At 39.2% G+C, this 15,890-nt stretch carries 12 protein-coding genes; all 12 read left to right on the forward strand.

From position 1 onward, the window contains the following. Nucleotides 1-322: LPXTG cell wall anchor domain-containing protein (locus HMPREF2926_RS05300; RefSeq protein WP_141751778.1), on the forward strand; the 322-nt coding region annotated here is incomplete at its 5' end. Between the two features lie 544 nt (nt 323-866). After that, nucleotides 867-1,733, forward strand: a complete 867-nt coding sequence (locus tag HMPREF2926_RS05305) for an ABC transporter permease (protein ID WP_003008955.1) — start codon at nt 867-869, stop codon at nt 1,731-1,733. Further along, complete coding sequence (locus tag HMPREF2926_RS05310) at nt 1,730-2,494, forward strand: ABC transporter ATP-binding protein (protein ID WP_070586758.1); 765 nt, start codon at nt 1,730-1,732, stop codon at nt 2,492-2,494. The genes HMPREF2926_RS05305 and HMPREF2926_RS05310 overlap by 4 nt, the downstream gene beginning before the upstream one ends. Nucleotides 2,495-3,503: 1,009 nt before the next feature. Next, nucleotides 3,504-4,046: a hypothetical protein gene (locus HMPREF2926_RS05315; RefSeq protein WP_049473337.1), complete on the forward strand. Its 543-nt coding sequence runs from the start codon at nt 3,504-3,506 to the stop codon at nt 4,044-4,046. Between the two features lie 203 nt (nt 4,047-4,249). Then, complete coding sequence (locus tag HMPREF2926_RS05320) at nt 4,250-5,911, forward strand: ribonuclease J (RefSeq protein WP_070586760.1); 1,662 nt, start codon at nt 4,250-4,252, stop codon at nt 5,909-5,911. A 70-nt stretch (nt 5,912-5,981) separates the two neighbouring features. Further along, on the forward strand, nt 5,982-6,764 hold the full coding sequence (locus HMPREF2926_RS05325; protein WP_070586761.1) for an alpha/beta hydrolase: 783 nt from the start codon (nt 5,982-5,984) through the stop codon (nt 6,762-6,764). 171 nt (nt 6,765-6,935) lie between these two features. After that, nucleotides 6,936-8,393: a glutamate--tRNA ligase gene (gene gltX, locus HMPREF2926_RS05330; protein WP_070586763.1), complete on the forward strand. Its 1,458-nt coding sequence runs from the start codon at nt 6,936-6,938 to the stop codon at nt 8,391-8,393. A 437-nt stretch (nt 8,394-8,830) separates the two neighbouring features. Then, entirely contained in the window at nt 8,831-9,709 is an 879-nt protein-coding gene (locus HMPREF2926_RS05335; protein WP_070586765.1) for a glycosyltransferase family 2 protein, read from the forward strand. 17 nt (nt 9,710-9,726) lie between these two features. Next, nucleotides 9,727-10,719 (forward strand): sugar transferase, encoded by a 993-nt coding sequence (locus tag HMPREF2926_RS05340; RefSeq protein WP_070586767.1) that lies wholly within the window; start codon nt 9,727-9,729, stop codon nt 10,717-10,719. 9 nt (nt 10,720-10,728) lie between these two features. Continuing rightward, a complete protein-coding gene (locus HMPREF2926_RS05345; RefSeq protein ID WP_070586769.1) occupies nt 10,729-12,480 on the forward strand; it encodes an SP_1767 family glycosyltransferase in 1,752 nt (583 codons plus the stop codon). Next, the gene (locus HMPREF2926_RS05350) at nt 12,480-13,361 is read left to right on the forward strand and encodes a glycosyltransferase family 2 protein (protein WP_070586770.1); all 882 of its coding nucleotides are present in this window, start codon (nt 12,480-12,482) and stop codon (nt 13,359-13,361) included. Before HMPREF2926_RS05345 ends, HMPREF2926_RS05350 begins: the two co-directional genes overlap by 1 nt. Before the next feature lie 687 nt (nt 13,362-14,048). Further along, nucleotides 14,049-15,890, forward strand: a 1,842-nt coding sequence (locus HMPREF2926_RS05355) for an accessory Sec-dependent serine-rich glycoprotein adhesin (protein ID WP_141751779.1), incomplete at its 3' end; no start/stop codon positions are given.

Below are 15,890 nucleotides of genomic sequence, written 5' to 3' on the forward strand. Positions count from 1 at the left end.
AGTAACTGTTAAGGTAGTAGATCCACGTACAGACACTAACAAACCGGGTCAAGATCAACCATCGACACCAATTCCAACTCCAACCCCAGTTCCGACACCAATTCCAACTCCAAAAGTTGTTCCAGGAGATGGCAAATCAGATTCATCAAGTTCAGAAAAACAACCTGTTGCTCAAACTGCAACATCAGTTGTAACTGGCGATAAGAAACAAGTGTTGCCACAAACAGGTGAAACTGCCTCGACTGCTGCAACTTTACTAGGTGCTGCACTTGGTATGGTTGGTCTTGCGGGACTTGCAAAACGCAAAAAACGCGAAGACTAAAATTGAGGTGACATCAGCAAACTTGTTGATGAGGTGACAATTTTAGATCCAACAGGAAGAGGCTTTGCTCGAAAGAGCAAGGCCTCTTTGTTTGGTATTGGAAACTTAGAAAAACATGCATAAATGTGATGAAAAAGTTTCAGTAAAATTCTATATATTCATTTCATTCGGTTACTAGTTTCAGTAAAATTCCATTGACTTGAAGTAGAGAAAACAGTATACTAGTAAAGCAATTTGATCTTTCAAACTGCCGGCAACAAGGGGAATGAATCCACTTTGAATTGGGATACAGTAGGGTTTGGAGTGGTAGTACTTCACACCCTTATTGTCGTCAGTTACCCTAGTAAGACCAGACTTGTGAAACAAACACAGGTTTCTTTTTTGCAGAATTATAAAAGCTTATAGAACCCTCCTGCTCCATATAATCAGGAGGGTTCCGTTTTATTTTTAAAAAGCTGGTTATCCAAGAAATATTGTGAATTTCCTATAGGTTCTCCTCCATATTTGTGATACAATTAAACTACTATTATCGAAGGGAGAAACTATGATTAATTCAATTGTTTCACAAGGTTTGATTTGGGCCATTTTAGGGTTAGGAATCTTTATGACGTTCCGAATTCTAGATTTTCCAGATATGACAACAGAAGGTTCTTTCCCGCTTGGAGGAGCAGTGGCGGTAACCTTGATTACCAAAGGGGTCAATCCGCTCCTTGCGACGCTGGCTGCTATTGGAGCAGGGTGCTTGGCAGGACTTGCGACGGGTCTTCTCTACACAAAGGGAAGAATCCCGACACTCTTGTCAGGGATCCTCGTGATGACGTCTTGTAACTCGGTCATTCTATTTGTGATGCAGCGGGCAAATTTGGGACTTCTGGGCTATAAAAAAATTCAGGAATTTCTTCCTTTTGCCAGTGGGTTCAATGAGATCCTGATTGGCTTGATTTTCGTAACGCTTGTGATCCTTGGTTTGATCTTCTTCTTGGATACACGCTTGGGTCAAGCCTATATTGCGACAGGGGACAATCCAGATATGGCCAAGAGCTTTGGGATCAACACTGACCGGATGGAATTGATGGGCTTGGTCATTTCAAATGGGATTATTGCTCTTTCTGGTGCACTGATGGCCCAACAAGAAGGCTATGCGGATGCTTCACGTGGGATTGGTGTTATCGTTATCGGGCTTGCCAGCCTCATTATTGGAGAGGTGCTCTTTTCAAATGTTACCTTGACAGAGCGCTTGCTCAGTATTGCGATCGGATCGATCGCCTACCAATTTTTGATTTGGGCCGTGATTGCGCTTGGCATCAATACCAGCTATATTCGAATCTTCAGTGCCTTGATCTTGGCTATCTGCCTGATGATTCCAACCTTTAAGGGAAAAATCATGAAAGGAGCGAAACTCAGTAAATGACAGCAATTGTAGAATTAAAAAATGTAACCAAAGCCGTGAGCAATGGGATGAACGAAGAAAAAGTCATTCTGGATGATGTTTCCTTGGAAATTCGAGAGCATGATTTTATCACGATTTTGGGGGGTAATGGAGCTGGAAAATCAACCCTCTTTAATACCATTGCAGGGACGCTTCCGGTGAGCAGTGGGAAAATTTATATTTTGGGGGAAGATGTAACCAACTATTCTCCTGAAAAGAGAGCCAAGTACCTATCGCGGGTCTTTCAAGATCCTAAAATGGGGACAGCGCCTCGCATGACAGTAGCAGAAAACCTCTTGGTAGCGAAGTTTCGTGGAGAAAAACGTGGTTTGATTCCGCGTCACTTGGCCAGCTATAAAGAAGAGTTTCAAACAGTCCTTGCTAAGATCGGCAATGGCTTGGAAAATCATATCGACACTGCTGTTGAGTTTCTATCAGGGGGGCAACGCCAAGCTTTGAGTCTGTTGATGGCAACACTGAAACGTCCAGAACTCTTGCTTCTAGACGAACACACTGCAGCCTTGGATCCAAAAACCAGTCAGGCCCTCATGACCTTGACGGATCAGTTTGTGAAACAAGATGCCCTCACAGCTCTTATGATCACTCACCATATGGAAGATGCTTTGAAATATGGAAATCGCTTGATTGTCATGAAAGACGGACACATCGTCCAAGACCTCAATCAAGAAGAAAAAGCCCAAATGACCATCGCAGACTACTACCAATTGTTTGAGAAAGAATAAGATACAAAGCCCGTAAAATGGGAGTAGGACAGAAGCGATATCGTTCATGGCGCTTCGTCGTCCTACCCCCACAAGGCTGATTAGAATTCTTCCGAGCTTATCAAGCGAGAGAAGAGTTCAATCAGCTACTGTGTCTTGCCTAGGCGCTTCACTAAGATACAAACTCATTTTGGAAACGTTTCTCACGGCGGAAAGTTATAGAGTATGTTTGTATGAGCCTAATAGAATCGATTGATTCTAATTTTTTAGTATCACTTAGGTGGTTTGATGTAGAAGTAGTTTGTCTGCATGCTAGAGAGTGGGACAGAAATCGGTAATTCGTTAGAATTCGATTTCGTCGTCCCACCTCCGCACAGTTGAGTAGGGCTGTAAAAGCTGATGAAATCAGCGTAGTAGAGCCCACTCAACCACTGCGTCTTGCTCAACAATCCAAAAATAATTGAGAGGCTAGGACTTTTGTCCCCTCCTCTTTTCTTTTCCTTAAATCATCTATAAAACCGCATAAAAATAGGAACTAGTTTCAGCTGAAATCGCTTGCAATTACTTAGGTTACTGAGTATAATATAGTTAGAAAGATGAAGAAGGGATTGATACCAATGCCTTATCGAGTTGAAATTTAGGTTACTTCGTTTTAGGCCTGTTTTGCTGATATCTGTTCATGCTCTTATCGTAAAAGAGTAGTCATGTCGTGTGTGTCGGATCGGTTGGACGGTCGGGCAAACCTGCTTAGTTTGTCCGGAGACATAAGAAAACGTGGAAATAGTAGGTAGAAGCTTTTTGTAAAGGTTTTCAAACTTCGATGCGTCCAGTCGAAAACTAATCATTTGGATTTAGGATAGCAAAGAAAACCTCTGGTATTTTACACAAATACTATTAAATGAAATCAACATCATAAACATTGTTTTGTTAGCCAAAAGGTTAATTGCACCAAGTCAGTGAAGCAGACCAGGCCTCTAGTCCCGTAAGACTGGAGGCCATTTTTATAAAATACTCAGGAGGAGGTGAGAGTATGGGATTGTCGTATGCGCAAGAATATAGTTGTCGGGACCATTTTCGGCAAAGAGCTTTTGAGCGCTTTGGCGTAGATGATCAGCACTTGAATAAGTGGATCAACCAACACCTCTCCTCCCTCTCTCCTTATGATAGTAATGTGGTTCAACCCGCCAACACAGAAGCCTATGTAGCCAGTGATGGCGTCATCTTTGTTTGCAATATCAAAAGTCGGGAGTTCATCACTTGCTTTAAGGCGGTTAATTACCAAGAATCTAAGGAAGAAGAGGAAGCCTATACGGACATTCACGAAAACAATGTCGCTTCCTTCAAAAAAGATGTGAACCACCTAGTCAATCGCTACCGACTCAAGGAAGCCAAAGAGCTGTTTGAAAACATTGGGGAGGACTTGGATGATTTTTATCGCCTGTCCCAAGCGGTCAAGAACGGCCAATTGAGCGAGCGAAATAGTAAGCGCCTAGAGGAATTGTTAGGCAAGTTTCATGTGATCAAGGCAGCTATGCGGATCATTGAAAATAAACGGGGAGATTACCATCTTTAGGGTCTTTTCCCCCTAAAAATAGGCGCCTAGAAGCCCTCTCATCTACTTCAGATGAGAGGACTTTTTTGCTGTGGAAAGCTTTTTGAAAAAAAGAGAAAAAAATTGTATAATAGAGTGGATATGCAAGTATTTGCAAAGCTGTAATTCGACTTGGGCGACCAAGGACCGTAAGTATTAAAATAATCACACTAAAGGAGACAACAGTGAGTAGTATTAAATTAGTCACTCTTGGCGGTGTTCGAGAAAATGGGAAAAATCTCTACGTTGCCGAAGTGAACGATTCGATTTTTGTCTTGGATGCAGGTTTGAAGTATCCAGAAAATGAGCAACTTGGGGTGGATGTCGTCATCCCCAACATGGATTATCTATTTGAAAACAAGGACCGCATTGCGGGTGTTTTCTTGACCCATGGTCACGCGGATGCCATTGGGGCCTTGCCTTATCTTTTGGCGGAAGCGAAAGTCCCTGTATTCGGGACAGAGTTGACCATTGAGTTGGCTAAACTCTTTGTCAAAAGCAATGACAGTGTGAAGAAATTCAACGACTTCCATGTCATCGATCAGAATTCTGAGATTGATTTTGGTGATGCCGTCGTATCTTTCTTTCAAACAACCCACTCCATCCCTGAAAGTATCGGGATTGTGATTGGCACTCCTGAGGGCAATATCGTCTACACAGGAGACTTTAAATTTGACCAAACTGCCAGCGAGTCGTACGCGACAGACTTTGCTCGCCTAGCTGAGATTGGACGCGAAGGTGTGCTTGCCCTCTTGAGTGATTCAGCCAATGCGGATAGTACTATTCAAGTTGCCAGTGAGCAAGAAGTGGGCGATGCTATCTTAGATACGATTGCAGACTGGGATGGTCGTGTCATCGTGGCGGCGGTAGCCAGCAACCTTTCTCGGATCCAGCAGGTCTTTGACGCTGCAGCTGAGACTGGCCGTCGGGTGGTCTTGACAGGGTTCGATGTGGAAAACATCGTCCGCACAGCTATTCGCTTGAACAAATTGTCTCTTGCCAACGAAAAACTCTTGATCAAGCCAAAAGAAATGAGCCGTTTCGAGGATCATGAATTGATCATTTTGGAAACAGGCCGGATGGGTGAGCCGATCAACGGCTTGCGCAAGATGTCGATTGGTCGTCACCGCTATGTGGAAATCAAAGATGGAGACTTGGTCTACATCGTTACAACGCCATCGATTGCCAAAGAAGCAGTGGTAGCTCGTGTAGAAAACATGGTCTACCAAGCAGGTGGAGTTGTCAAATTGATCACGTCTAGCTTGCGCGTGTCTGGTCACGGAAACGCACGGGACTTGCAGTTGATGATCAACCTTCTTCGTCCTAAATACCTCTTCCCGATCCAAGGGGAATACCGCGAATTGGATGCCCATGCGCGAGTAGCGATGGAAGTCGGTATCTTGCCTGAAAACATCTTTATTCCAAAACGCGGAACGGTAATGGAGTATGAAAAAGGTGACTTCGTTCCTGCCGGTAGCGTCTCAGCAGGAGATGTCATGATCGATGGGAATGCCATTGGTGATGTGGGCAATATTGTCCTTCGTGACCGCAAGGTCTTGTCAGAAGACGGGATCTTTATCGTGGCGATCACCGTGAATCGCAAAGAGAAGAAAATTATTTCCAAAGCGCGCGTGCACACCCGTGGTTTTGTCTATGTCAAGAAGAGTCGGGATATTCTTCGTGAAAGTTGCGAATTGGTCAACCAAAGCGTTGAAGACTATTTGGCGCAAGACAGCTTTGACTGGGGTGAGTTAAAAGGTTTGGTACGCGACAACTTGTCTAAGTTCTTGTTTGAACAAACTAAACGCCGTCCAGCCATCCTACCAGTTGTGATGGAAGTGAAATAATAGTAGAAAACGAAACGCTTGGCAGCCAGAGGCTTGCCGAGTGTTTTTAACAGTAGAAAGAGGAAATCAAATGGCAGTTATGCAGATTGAGTATTATTCAGAAGCCTTGAAGATGGAGTGGGGCGTGTCCGTCCTTTATCCCGATGCATCGCGCGTGGAAGATCCAGCGGATACGGATATTCCAGTCCTTTATCTCTTACACGGGATGAATGGCAACCACCACTCCTGGTTGAAGCGGACTAATGTGGAGCGCATTCTGCGAAATACCAATCTGATTGTGGTCCTCCCCAATACCAATAATGGCTTTTACACAGATACCCAGTATGGCTACAACTATTACACAGCTATTGCGGAGGAATTGCCAGAGACTCTTTCTCGCTTCTTCCCTAATATGACCAAGAAACGGGAGAAGACCTTTATTGCTGGTCTATCCATGGGAGGCTATGGATCGATGCTCTTGGCTCTCAAGACAAATCGTTTCTCCCATGCGGCTAGTTTTTCCGGTGCTCTGAGTTTCCACGATCGGGACTTTGAAAACAATGACTTGGAGCAACCAGCTTTTTGGAAGGGGATCTTTGGAGAGATTGAGGATTGGACAACTAGTCCCTATTCGCTAGAGACTGCTGCCAAGAAGTTTTCAGATAAGAAGACCAAGCTCTGGATCTGGTGTGGGGAGCAGGATTTCCTTTATGAGGCCAATAATTTTGAAGTCAAGGAATTAGAAAAGTTAGGTTTGGATGTCACCTATACCCACAGTCCAGGCAAGCACGAATGGTTCTACTGGGAACGTGAGTTGGAGCACTTTTTACAAACCCTGCCAATTGACTTTGAATTAGAAGAACGGTTAAAATAAGATACCAATAGATTGGATATCAGTCAGAGCATTTGTTCTGGCTTTTTTCATATATATAGCAAGAAAGGCTAGAAAGGTCACTTATTCATTTCAGTCCTGCTTTCTTTGTGGTATAATAGGAACGATTGAAAAATGAGCTAGAAATAGCGAACAAGATAAGAGGAGAGAAATATGGCAAAAGATATTCGTGTGCGTTATGCACCAAGTCCAACAGGGCTACTACACATCGGAAATGCTCGTACAGCATTGTTTAACTACTTGTATGCGCGTCACCATGGTGGAACCTTTATCATCCGTATCGAGGATACAGACCGTAAGCGCCACGTCGAAGACGGCGAACGTTCACAGCTTGAAAACCTTCGTTGGTTGGGCATGGACTGGGATGAAAGCCCAGAGACGCATGAAAACTACCGCCAGTCTGAACGTTTGGAACTCTATCAAACATACATCGACCAACTCTTGGCTGAAGGTAAAGCCTACAAATCTTACGTCACTGAAGAAGAGTTGGCAGCGGAACGTGAACGTCAAGAAGCAGCTGGGGAAACACCTCGCTACATCAACGAATACCTTGGCATGAGCGAAGAAGAAAAAGAAGCTTATATCGCAGAACGTGAAGCAGCAGGTGTGATTCCAACGGTTCGTTTGGCAGTGAATGAGTCTGGTATCTACAAGTGGCATGATATGGTCAAAGGCGATATCGAGTTTGAAGGTGGCAATATCGGTGGGGATTGGGTTATCCAGAAGAAAGATGGCTACCCAACTTACAACTTTGCCGTTGTCATCGATGACCACGATATGCAAATCTCTCATGTTATCCGTGGAGATGACCACATTGCTAACACACCAAAACAGCTCATGGTTTATGAAGCTCTTGGTTGGGAAGCACCTGAGTTCGGTCACATGACTTTGATCATCAATTCTGAAACAGGTAAGAAGTTGTCTAAACGGGACACCAACACCCTTCAGTTCATCGAAGACTATCGTAAGAAGGGTTACCTTCCAGAAGCAGTCTTTAACTTTATCGCTCTTCTTGGTTGGAACCCTGGTGGGGAAGACGAGATCTTCTCTCGCGAAGAGCTTATCAAGCTCTTTGATGAAAACCGTCTCAGCAAGTCTCCAGCGGCCTTCGACCAAAAGAAAATGGACTGGATGAGCAATGAATATATCAAGAATGCAGATCTTGCGACTATCTTTGAAATGGCCAAACCATTCCTTGAAGAAGCAGGTCGTTTGACAGACAAGGCTGAAAAATTAGTGGAACTCTACAAACCACAAATGAAGTCAGTGGACGAAATCGTTCCATTGACAGACCTTTTCTTCTCAGACTTCCCAGAATTGACAGAAGCAGAGAAAGAAGTCATGGCTGGTGAAACCGTGCCAACTGTACTTGAAGCCTTTAAAGCGAAACTCGAAGCCATGTCAGACGATGAGTTTGTAGCAGAAAATATCTTCCCACAAATCAAAGCAGTTCAAAAAGAAACTGGGATCAAAGGGAAGAATCTCTTTATGCCAATCCGTATCGCCGTTTCAGGTGAAATGCATGGTCCTGAATTGCCAGATACCATCTACTTGCTTGGACGCAAAAAATCCATCCAACACATTGAAAACATGTTGGAAAAAATCAGATAATTATCAGAAAAGCCCCTATTAAATGGGGCTTTTTGTTTTACTTACTAGATTAACAGTGCTATTTGTACTTTGATTATTACTTAAGGGTGGAATTCGATTCTTATGAGGTGTTGAATTAAATGGTCATAATAAAATGATATTAAGTATTGTTAACAAGGTGTAATATTCTTAACGGAATGAATAAAGTTTAAGAAGATCGTGATGAGGTGTTTGGGCATTAATTGAAACTGAGATTTATTGTGGAAAGTTTAATAGTGCATTTTTAAAAAAAGAATCTATAAAATTATTATTGCAATAGGAAATTCTGAAGAATAAGCTAGAGAGTACACTTTAAAATAAAGTTGTTGAAAAGGTATGATGACTATTGCTTAAAGGTATACAATAATGTTATTATTAAGTATAATAAAAATTTTATCGTTCAAATGATTAGAGGAGTTATGGAAAAAATAAGTGTGATAATACCTGCATACAATGCAGAAAAATATTTAGAACAATGTGTTGAAAGCGTGCGAACCCAGATATATAATAATATAGAAATCATTATTGTTAATGATGGTTCGACAGATCGTACAGCTGAAATAATTGAACGATTGAAAGAGAAGGATTCTCGGATTAGAACATTACATAAAAGAATAAACGAGGGAATTGGTGCCACAAGAAATAGTGCTCTAGAACTTGTTACAGGGCAGTATATTCTGTTTTTGGATAGTGATGATTGGATTGATCCAAATCATATCAGTGATCTTTACGATTTATTAGTGAGAACAGATAGTGATGTATCAATCGCAAATTTTACTCGTTATATTGAATCCGATAATAGATATGAAATTCATATTACTGATGATGATTATTATGAGCAGATATTTACCCCACAAGAGTGGTTTACTTATCAGTATGGAAAACCTCATAATTTAAGTTTGTGTTTTACAGTCCCGTGGGGGAAATTATATAAGCGATCTCTATTCGATAACATATTATATTATACAGGACCATTTGGTGAAGATGATCGTACGACTTGGAAATTATACTTAGTGGCAGATAAAATTGCATATATGCACCGATCGACTATGGTTTATCGTGTTAATGGTGAGAGCTTAACTCAGACTACTGAACAAAGTGAGGTATTTTCAGTTGAGCCTGTATTAGAGCGGCTTGCACTATTATCTATGTTAGGTTTTGATCTTAAGAATGAAATAGCTGCTTTTGATTGGCGTGGCAATTTGGTAAAAAATATTTCGCTGACTAATGGAAATGTAGCGTTATATAAAGAACTTCAGTTTCAATTAAATATGATAGAAAAATATCGAAAGAACTAGAGTAGAAGAGGTAAAATATGCGTGTTTATATCACAAATATCAATGGCCAGTCTGCCCAAAGTACTGCACAGTTGTGTCAGAATACAGTTACAGATGTAGCTGTTTCTCTAGGTTATCGTGAATTAGGAATTTATTGTTATCAAATCCACACAGATTCTGAAAGTGAATTGAGTAAACGTTTGGATGGTATTGTAGCAGGATTACGGCATGGAGATGTTGTCATTTTTCAAACTCCAACTTGGAATACAACAGAATTTGATGAAAAACTAATGAATAAATTAAAATTATACGATATTAAAATCGTATTATTTATTCATGATGTAGTTCCTCTTATGTTTTCAGGGAATTTTTACCTAATGGATCGAACAATAGCATACTATAATAAAGCAGATGTTGTTGTTGCTCCAAGTCAAAAAATGATTGATAAGTTGAGAGACTTTGGATTGAATGTTTCGAAAACAGTTGTTCAAGGAATGTGGGACCATCCAACACAAGCGCCTATGTTTCCTGCAGATTTAAAAAGAGAAATTCATTTTCCAGGGAATCCCGAACGTTTTAGTTTTGTGAAAGAGTGGAAGTATGATATTCCTTTAAAAATCTATACATGGCAGAATGTTGACTTACCTCAAAATGTTCATAAAATTAACTATCGTCCAGACGAACAACTCTTAATGGAGATGTCGCAGGGAGGATTTGGTTTGGTATGGATGGATGACAAGGATAAGGAATATCAATCATTGTACTGTTCTTATAAACTAGGAAGTTTTTTAGCAGCAGGCATTCCTGTTATTGTACAAGAAGGCATTGCTAATCAAGAGTTGATAGAGAATAACGGTCTAGGTTGGATTGTAAAGGATGTAGAAGAAGCTATCATAAAAGTTAAAAATGTGAACGAAGATGAATATATAGAATTGGTAAAAAATGTGAGAAGTTTTAATCCTATTTTGCGTAAGGGTTTTTTTACAAGAAGATTACTTACAGAATCTGTATTTCAAGCTATATGTGATTAGAAGGAGTAAATGGTGAAGAAATTGTCAGAAATTAAGGTTCTTCCCATATTGGAAAGTCTTAAATATATTAAACATAATCATGCTTCTGTGGTTCGTTTTGGTGATGGGGAAATAGATTTGATGACAGGTCATTCTATTCCATATCAAGACTATAATGAGAAATTAGCAAAGAGATTGCAACAAATTTTACAGACAAAAAGTGATGAAAAATTACTGGTTTGTCTCCCTGATGTTTTTTCAAATATGGATCGTTACAATCAAAATGCTCGTCACTTTTGGGAGCGACATTTTCTAAAATATTCTGAATTTTATTTAAATTGTTGCGATGCTCCGTTTTATGGTTCAACATTTATTTCTCGACCTTATATTGACTTGATCGATAAATCACCTTCAGAAGCTTATTTTGAATCGTTGAAAGAGTTGTGGAGAGGAAAAGATCTTTTAATTGTTGAAGGTGCAACGTCGCGTTCAGGTGTTGGAAATGATTTATTTGCGGCTGCTTCTTCTATTAAGCGACTGGTATGTCCATCTAAAAATGCATTTCAGTACTATGATGAAATATTACGATTAACTGAAAAAAATGCGAAGAACCGCCTCATATTAGTTATGCTTGGACCGACGGCTAAGGTTCTTGTTGCGGATCTGACAACTAAAGGTTACCAAGCGATTGATTTAGGGCACATTGATTCGGAGTACGAGTGGTATGAAATGGGAGCCACCTATAAAGTGAAACTAACCAATAAGCATACTGCTGAATTTAATTATGATGAAGGTGTTGAGTTAGAATTTAGTCAGGAATATCAGGAACAAATAGTAGCTAGAATTGGAGTTGATAATTCAAAGCAAGTACAAATAAAAGAGATGGAAAAAATGGATAATGGTGAATTGATTAGTATTATTGTTCCGGTTTATAATGTTGAAAAATATTTGAAACGTTGCCTTGATTCTTTGCTTCGGCAAACATATAAGAATTTCGAAATTATTTTAATTAATGATGGTTCAACAGATAATAGTTCTATTATCTGTGAAGAATATGCTAAAATCGACAATCGAATTCATATTTTACATCAAACGAATGCGGGTCCTTCGGCAGCGAGAAATACAGGTATCACATATGCAAGTGGTAAATATATTACATTTGTTGATTCAGATGATTTTATAGAGGATTTCTATTTGGAACATTTATATAGGGCTTTAGTGGATAATGGATCAGATATTTCTGTTTGTAACTTTAATTCGTTTAACGAAGAAAGACAATCATTTCTCTTTTCTATTACAAAAGAGAAATATTTCTGTAAAAATTATACAATAGCAGAATGGATGGATCTAGAAAGCTCTGCTAATAACAATCTTTTTTTAACATTTACTTTTTCTCCGACAAAATTATTTAAAGCTGAGCTATTTGAGGGAATTCGTTTCCCACTAGGACGATTACGAGAAGATGACGCAACAATTTATCGTCTTTATTTGAAGGCAAGCCAAATTACTTTTATCAATGAAGGTTCTTATTATTATTCTCAAAGGAGTGAAGGACTTTCTAGAACTCGAATGTTAGATGATATATCCAGTATGATATCTAATGCAGAAGAGCGGATTGCTCTTCTTGCATCGATGGGCTATGATTTGACTGAACAAATTAAGTCGTATAAAGGACGTTTAAAAAAGTGTTGTGAAGATGCTTTACGAAATGGTCAAATTGAACTATATCAACAGTGTTGTAATAAGTTAGATTTGATTGAAAATTATCCGAAGGAGAAATAATGGAAAAAATTAGCGTTATAGTGCCTATATATAATGCAGGGGAATACCTTCGCCCTTGTTTGGATAGTATAGTCAATCAGTCATACTCAAATCTTGAAATAATTCTGATTAATGATGGTTCAACAGATACTTCTGCTGCTGTTTGTGAAGAATATCTTCACCGGGATTCTCGAATTAGGATTGTGCAAAAGAAACTAGGGGGAAGTGGAGTTGGTGCAGCAAGGAATTCTGCCTTACCCCTAGTAACGGGAGATTTTATTCTATTTGTAGATAATGATGATTGGTTAGAGTTGAATCATATTGAAATACTATATCAAGATTTAAAAGAAACTGGTAGTGATATTGCAGTGACCAATTTTACAGAATTCTTTGAGGAAAAACAGAGCTTTGCTTTTCATGTAGATCTGTCAGATCCTTATTTAGAGGTTTATACGCCTCAAGAATGGTTTCGAAAGCAATATGATGGACGGTTGTCATTCAGTCAATGCTTTACAGTTCCGTGGGGTAAATTATATAAGGCAGAACTTTTTCAGGATATTGTTTATCCAGAAGAAGAAAAAGTAGAGGATGATCTTACAACTTGGAAAGTTTATCTAATGGCGGATCGTATTTCTTATCGTAATTTAGGATTGTATTACCATCGGAAACGTTCAACAAGTATAACAAGAGTGGTTGAGATGGAACATGTATTTCCTATTAAGAGTATTGAAGAACGTGTTACAATACTTTCTCTCATAGGGTTTGAGATTTCTAATGAATTGAGAGCCTATAAATGGCGACTTCAGAAACATAAGGAGAGTTATCTTTCAAGAGGAGATGTATATAATTATAAGAAATGTCTTCAAAAAATAAAAATAATTGAAAAATGGCAAGCAAAATAAGTTCATTTAGAAGAGAAATGGGAACAATTTCATGATCATGAAAATACTCACGAATTTCAATCCTAAACATCAGTGAGAGGTTTATATTGAAATAAAGTATAAGTAGTTCTATTTGAATAGTTAAAGAGAGGGAAGCAGAAACATTATTTATAAATGACTGTTTCCTTTTTTTGCTTCATACACACAGGTTACTCGAGTCTAGTTAATAACAGTCTTATGAGACTAAATGGGGAGAGGTTATATTTTAGCTACAAACTAATGGGATGTTGTGATTCATTAAGTAACTATAAGAATAAAAAGTAATTGAATGAACAGGATTTATAATTATCAAAACTGCTTCCCGCTTCATTGCAATGTCCGGAGTAATTAGTTGCTTTATAAGGAGGTTGAGATTATGATTCATCAGCGAAAATGGTAACGTTCTATTAGTTTTTTGGAATTTAGCAACATCACAATGATTTAATCTTAAAAGCTTTGTAATATAAGTAACGTTGCTCGATGAATTCCCTGAATAAGCCTTGAATTAAGTGACAAAAAAAAGTCCCGAATACTAAAAATGTGGGAAAAAATTGTAAAATTATTGCAAAAATAATTTATTACTATTGCTTAATAAAAAAATTATGTGGTCATCTTGAAATATGTGTTATAATTTACTAGTTAGTTAAAAATTTGGAAAAGGGTGCTACAATGGGAAAGTATAAAAGAGCTGGGGAAACTTCGCGTAAAACTAGAGTCAAAATGCATAAATCTGGGAAAAACTGGGTACGTACTCTTATTTCTCAAATAGGATTAATGCATTTTTTAGGTGGGAGTATTTCCGAAAAGAAAATTAATGTTGATGTTTATGAACAAAAAAATATTTCTGCAAGTACTATCTTAAAAGGAGCGGCTGCACTGGGGGCCTTGACAGGTGCAACCGTAGTTTCAGGAAATGTATTTGCAGATGAGACTGTGCTTGCAAAAGAAACAACCCTGACAACTACAGATGGAAATGAAGTGAAATTGTCAAGTGAGAATTTCACTTCAGAAAAAGCGGAAGAAAAGATTAGCTTATCACAATCAGAATCTGCTTCTGAGTCAGTCAGTGAATCCATTTCAGAATCCGTTTCTGAGTCAGTTTCGACCAGTGAATCAGTTTCAGAATCGGTGAGTGAATCGGTATCAGAGTCAGTTTCTGAGTCGGTCAGTGAATCCATTTCAGAATCAGTTAGCGAGTCAACTTCAACAAGTATTGTTTTATCTGAATCGGATGTTGCTTCTGGGGGGAAAGCTGCATCGACAGCTACTGAAGAGAAGCAGGACAGTGTTCGTGAAAATCTAGATAAAATGATTTCAGAAGCTGAAGTGTTGAACGATATGGCGGCTCGTCGATTGATTACACTGGATGCTGAACAGCAATTGGAATTGATGAAATCATTGGTTGCTACACAGTCACAATTGGAAGCTACTAAAAATCTAATTGGCGATCCAAATGCAACTGTAGCAGATTTACAGATTGCTTATACAACTTTAGGTAATAATACACAAGCACTTGGAAATGAACTGATCAAATTAAGCCCAAATGGTCAAATTTATGCAGTTTTAAATAATACCGAAGCCACTCGAGCAGCGACCTTGCGCTCAACCACTACTGGGACAAAAACAACCTTTACCATTAGTGATTTCTCAAATGGTGGAACTCAGTACTACTGGGCTGGTGGAAACGCGAACAATCTTAAGAATCCTATTTCTAGTATCTCTGCTGTTTATGATTCGACAACTGGAAAAATTTCGTGGACAGTAGAGTACGATCCGACGAAAATATTAACATCTCCTGCGGTTAAAACGCTTAAAGCTTATACAGGGATTTATATTGATACATCCTCAGATTCAAAATTAAGTACCCCAACAAATGTATTAATTGACGGGGCGGCAACAAATCCAGTTACAAATTTTTATGTTGGTAATAGTTCTAAAGGGATAGAGTATGTCTCTAAGGAAGCAACCAAAGGGGTAACCACACATACAATCACTTTCGATACAGCTTTTAGTGGTACAGCAGCTGATTTAGCTAATTTGAAAATAAAAATGCTAGCTGCTACAAGTTTTTCGGTAAACCGTTTTTATGAAGATGGCTCCAAGGTAAACTATGGACGATATAACTCTCAAACTGCTCCATATGTTGTAGCAAACGATGGTGGAACAGCAATTGGTGGGTACCAAGTGGGTGGTGTGAATGCAGATTCTATACCTTCAGATACAACCAGTCAGTCAGAATCAGCGTCCAAGTCAGAGTCTGCTTCAACATCAATTTCTGAATCAGTAATTGAATCTGTGTCTGAATCGGTGATTGGATCTGTCTCTGAGTCAGTAAGCGAATCAGTAACTGAATCGGTATCAGAATCAGTAAGCGAATCAGTAACTGAATCGGTATCAGAATCAGTAAGCGAGTCAGTTTCTGAATCAGTATCAGAGTCAGTAAGCGAGTCCATTTCTGAGTCAGTATCAGAATCAGTGAGAGAGTCAATTTCTGAATCAGTATCAGAGTCA

Source organism: Streptococcus sp. HMSC078D09 (assembly GCF_001813675.1).
Lineage (GTDB): Bacteria > Bacillota > Bacilli > Lactobacillales > Streptococcaceae > Streptococcus.